This is a genomic window from Microcoleus sp. B3-D7, assembly GCF_036705305.1.
In the GTDB taxonomy this organism is placed as follows: domain Bacteria; phylum Cyanobacteriota; class Cyanobacteriia; order Cyanobacteriales; family Microcoleaceae; genus Microcoleus.
The window spans coordinates 1-3263 of the sequence record NZ_JAUBUE010000114.1; the positions used below are offsets into that span (position 1 = coordinate 1).

The window sequence follows — 3263 nt, forward strand, 5'->3', positions numbered from 1 at the left end:
CGGATATTTTTCCGAGGTACGGTGCGAGTGATGTTTAAGGATGATACGGGCAAGACTTTGACGCGCTACATTCACATTGTGCAGCGCAGGGGACAGCAGGGGGAACCTTTGGTGAATGTGAATATGAAGCCGGGGGAACGCCGTTTGGTGCAGGTGGATTTCTTGTATCCGCCGGATGCGACGCCGCCGCAAGTTTTGACTGTGCGATCGAGTAATTAGTTGGTGATTGACTGTATATTTACCCTGTCCGAAACCTGGCTAAATTTCTCACAACAAAAAGTACGATCGCTACTCGACGGGCTCGCCCTTAACATACAAAGATTCGAGAAACTTAACGGCTTCATCAAGCACAGCTTCCGGTAACTTCTCAACGAACGCGATCGCCCTTTGACGGGTTTCTGCATCAACTGCTTTGGATTGTTGCGAGTCAGTGTCTGCTAAACCGCTATTTTCAAATTGTTTTTGCTTCGATAAAGCTGTTTCTGGAATGAAACCTTCCGTCCCCGATCGAATTTAACACCGTCTATTTAGACTTTATTGAAAAAAAATATAGTTCGATCTCCCAAATCTATCACAGCGATATCTCAGTCACCGCAATATTACCCTCAAAACACACGTCAACATCAGTCCCCGCCGCCCGATCGCGCGACCCATATTCTCCGGCATAATAAAAGTATTCTCCCGACCTCCGGTACACCACCTGCAGCGGCTGCGTCGAAGGCTGGCAAAACACAATTTCCGGGTCCGCACTTCCCGGCGCTAAATGCGGCAAATTCACATTCCAGAAACACCCCGACTTTGGTTCCCGATTCAGGAAATCCGCCAACACTCACGATGTCCAACGAGTAGCGATCTCCCAATCCATTTCGAGCGGCCTTTTAATCCGGTGGGAAATTGCGATGCCCGGAATACCGTGCATAGTTGCTTCGCGCACAGCCGCCACCGTACCCGAAATATACACGTCAACCCCCAAATTGCCACCCGCGTTAATACCCGACAGCACCAAATCCGGCTTCGCACAAACGTGATGAAGAGCAATGCGAACGCAGTCTGCCGGTGTACCCCCTACAGCATACTCAAATTCTGATCGGCGATCGACATGAATCGGACTGTGAGCCGTCACTTGATGCCCGCAGCCCGACAATTGCCCCTGCGGAGCCACGCCACCATAATTGTTTTGCCTTCTACAGCCTGCAAAAGTGCTTGAATGCCCGGAGCATTGATGCGGTCGTCGTTGGTTAAAATTATTGTCATTGAAAATTTGTCTGTTACTAACGTTATTGTGTCAGTGGTGGGCGAGCCGATGCAATCTCAAATGGTAGGGGACGCGGGGATTGTGTCGATTTTAGATTTTAGATTTTAAATTTTAGATTTTAGATTTTAGATTTACTTCACAGATGAATCTGGGAAATTGAACAAGAGTCTAAAATTTTTATCTTTCCACAACATTAGTCGGGGGCTTGTATCCGTTTTTGGGCTGTGTCTGCATAACGTTAAGTGTAGTGGACTTACGCACTGAGACTGGGATCTACCAGGTTTTTTCAGCGATACCCAGGCCCTCCACGCCGTATTTTAGTCGTTAAAACCCTGTTTCTGCGCCCGGGAAGAGTTACTAATTCTATATTTACTGGCTGTGCAACTAAATTTTACTTTGCCGTAGATCTGGCGATCGACCAACATATTTCTCATCATTTGTATAAATTCTAACTGGCAAAAAGTAAAATTACGTAGTTAGCGGTTGTGACAGCCGATGATACAGAAAGTTGCAATAACGGATAGTTAGCCGTGGAATGCTTCAGCACCAATTATCCTAGCGTTTGCGATACAACCAAGTTTACGAAAGGTTCAAGAATAAACCTCGAAGAATATTGTTTTGGTAAAGGTATCAAAAATGTATAGACAAATACCTTTACAGGATAGATGATGTAAACAGGTACCGAAAGAAATCAATAAAGTCAATCCCCCCAACGATATAAAAAAGGTATTACTCTTATGAAAACCAACTTCGCCCAACCACTAACCGCGTGTCTAGCTACCGCTGGTTTAGTCATTGCTTCTTCATTACTAACTGCAACGCAAGCCCAAGCATTCAGTTTATCCGTGGCACCTGAGTACGGTAGTACCAACAGCCTGGGCAACGTTATCGGCACCGGTGCTACTGCAACATTGGACTTCAACTTTGTCCAAAGTGGAGCCGATTTGCTCCTGAATTTAGGCATCAAGAATACCACTGGCACTCAGGTCACAGCCGGTGGTGCAACAGACTCTTCTCTCGTTGCCGTGGCATTTGACGTATTGAGTGGCGTTAATGCATCGGTTAAATCTACCGCAGGCAGCACTTTTACAGCGTTTTGGCAAAACGTTGATATTAGCGGTTTGCAAGACGGTTTCGACTATGGCATTAGCACTCCGCGCAAGAGCTTTAATGGTGGAAACGCTAATGGAGGCTTATATAAAAATCAGTCTACTTTGGTTAGCTTTTTGCTAACTGGCAGCAGTCTGAGTGCGGCTCAGGCAGAAAATGCTTTCTTGACGGGATTTCAGAATGGTACGCTTAAGGCAGGGGTTCGCTTCCAGCAGGTAGATGGGTCTCGTGTTGGCACCAGTGACAAAGTTATGGCCGGAGTTTCCCCTGATGCTGAGCCAGTGCCCGAACCAACAACTATTGCAGGTATGGTGATGGGGTTGGGAAGTTTAGTAGCAGCCCGCCGCAAGCAGGCAAAAAAAGCTCTTGCTTAAATTGTCTCAGGGGTGCAGGCCATCCATCGGCAGAAAAGCTCATCGCTTTTCTAGTGAATGCAGGTTAACTTCTAGTATCAACTCATAAGAGCCAGCGCAGCTATAGTGCTTCTGGCTCTTATTTATGCTCTACATTTTGTCAAGGTGAAGAACAAAAAATTTGCGATGTCCGAATTGCTGCAAAAATAGACCTAAAATCCCAACCTCACCAGAAAATATAAACCAAGTTGTGGTAATGTTCTGTGTCGGTTGCTATGTGGCAATCTTCTGCAAGTTCAGTTAAACGCGCTCTCAGCAATGTTTTTGCCAATTTTCCCCTTAGCTCAAACAATCCCCGCACCTGGGACCCAACAAGTCATCATCGAGCGAGAATTCCCGCTGCCGGAAAACGAACTGGATTTGCCAGCGCCTCCAACAACCGCCCCGCTGAACACCCTGACGGTGCCTCAGCAAGTGCGCGTTTTACCGGGGCAACTCGACAGCATCCCGGTTTTCAACAGCAACAGCCCGGAAGTTGTGCAAAC

At 47.0% G+C, this 3263-nt stretch carries 3 protein-coding genes and 1 pseudogene; 3 read left to right on the top strand and 1 reads right to left on the bottom strand.

Annotated elements, in window-relative coordinates:
- On the top strand, window positions 1–219 hold a 219-nt coding region (locus tag QUB25_RS29470), incomplete at its 5' end, for a DUF3370 family protein (RefSeq protein ID WP_333188997.1).
- Between the two features lie 352 nt (window positions 220–571).
- Here the strand turns inward: QUB25_RS29470 and surE are convergent.
- Window positions 572–1254 (bottom strand): annotated as a pseudogene (surE, locus tag QUB25_RS29475) (5'/3'-nucleotidase SurE).
- Window positions 1255–1992: 738 nt separating this feature from the next.
- On the opposite strand from surE, the gene QUB25_RS29480 reads away from it, so the two are divergent.
- The gene (locus QUB25_RS29480) at window positions 1993–2739 is read left to right on the top strand and encodes a PEP-CTERM sorting domain-containing protein (RefSeq protein ID WP_333188999.1); all 747 of its coding nucleotides are present in this window, start codon (window positions 1993–1995) and stop codon (window positions 2737–2739) included.
- Between the two features lie 297 nt (window positions 2740–3036).
- Window positions 3037–3263 (top strand): DUF3370 family protein (locus QUB25_RS29485; RefSeq protein ID WP_333189001.1); only part of this gene is annotated, 227 nt, incomplete at its 3' end.

What these genes read in the sequence shown, in the direction of transcription:
- QUB25_RS29480 (WP_333188999.1), top strand. Translation starts at nt 1,993, where the DNA reads ATGAAAACCAACTTCGCCCAACCACTAACCGCGTGTCTAGCTACCGCT.